This is a genomic window from Enterobacter sp. PTB (genome assembly GCF_051130085.1).
GTDB lineage: Bacteria > Pseudomonadota > Gammaproteobacteria > Enterobacterales > Enterobacteriaceae > Enterobacter > Enterobacter ludwigii.
On sequence record NZ_JBDKEE010000158.1, the window covers coordinates 1 to 321 of the forward strand.

At 55.8% G+C, this 321-nt stretch carries 1 protein-coding gene; it reads left to right on the forward strand.

Features of this window, described 5'->3' with window-relative positions; translation table 11 throughout:
* Nucleotides 1-201, forward strand: a 201-nt coding sequence (locus tag AAIR21_RS28075; protein ID WP_434682866.1) for a hypothetical protein, incomplete at its 5' end; no start/stop codon positions are given.
* Nucleotides 202-321 lie beyond the last annotated feature (120 nt).

Consider the following 321-nt stretch of genomic DNA (forward strand, 5'->3'; position numbering starts at 1 on the left):
GGCGCGGTGGCAACAGTAACGATCACCAGCACCATCCTTGAGCGCAGCAAACATAGCCGGGTTGTCGATACCGTTCAGCTTCTGACGCCGGAAGTTATCAGTGAACATCGAGGTTGCATTTTCATGAAGACCGCTATTTCCGGCCGACCAAAAGAAGTGCAGCGAGCCTACGAAACAGCGAAGCGGGAGGCAAGGCAATGAACACAATCGAGTCGGTAGCAATGCCGGCCTATCCGGCAGAGCCCCACATGAGTCTCTCGGGTTCCGTCTACTATCGCCACTACCGGATCACCACCCACGCCATAGAGCGTTACATCGAGC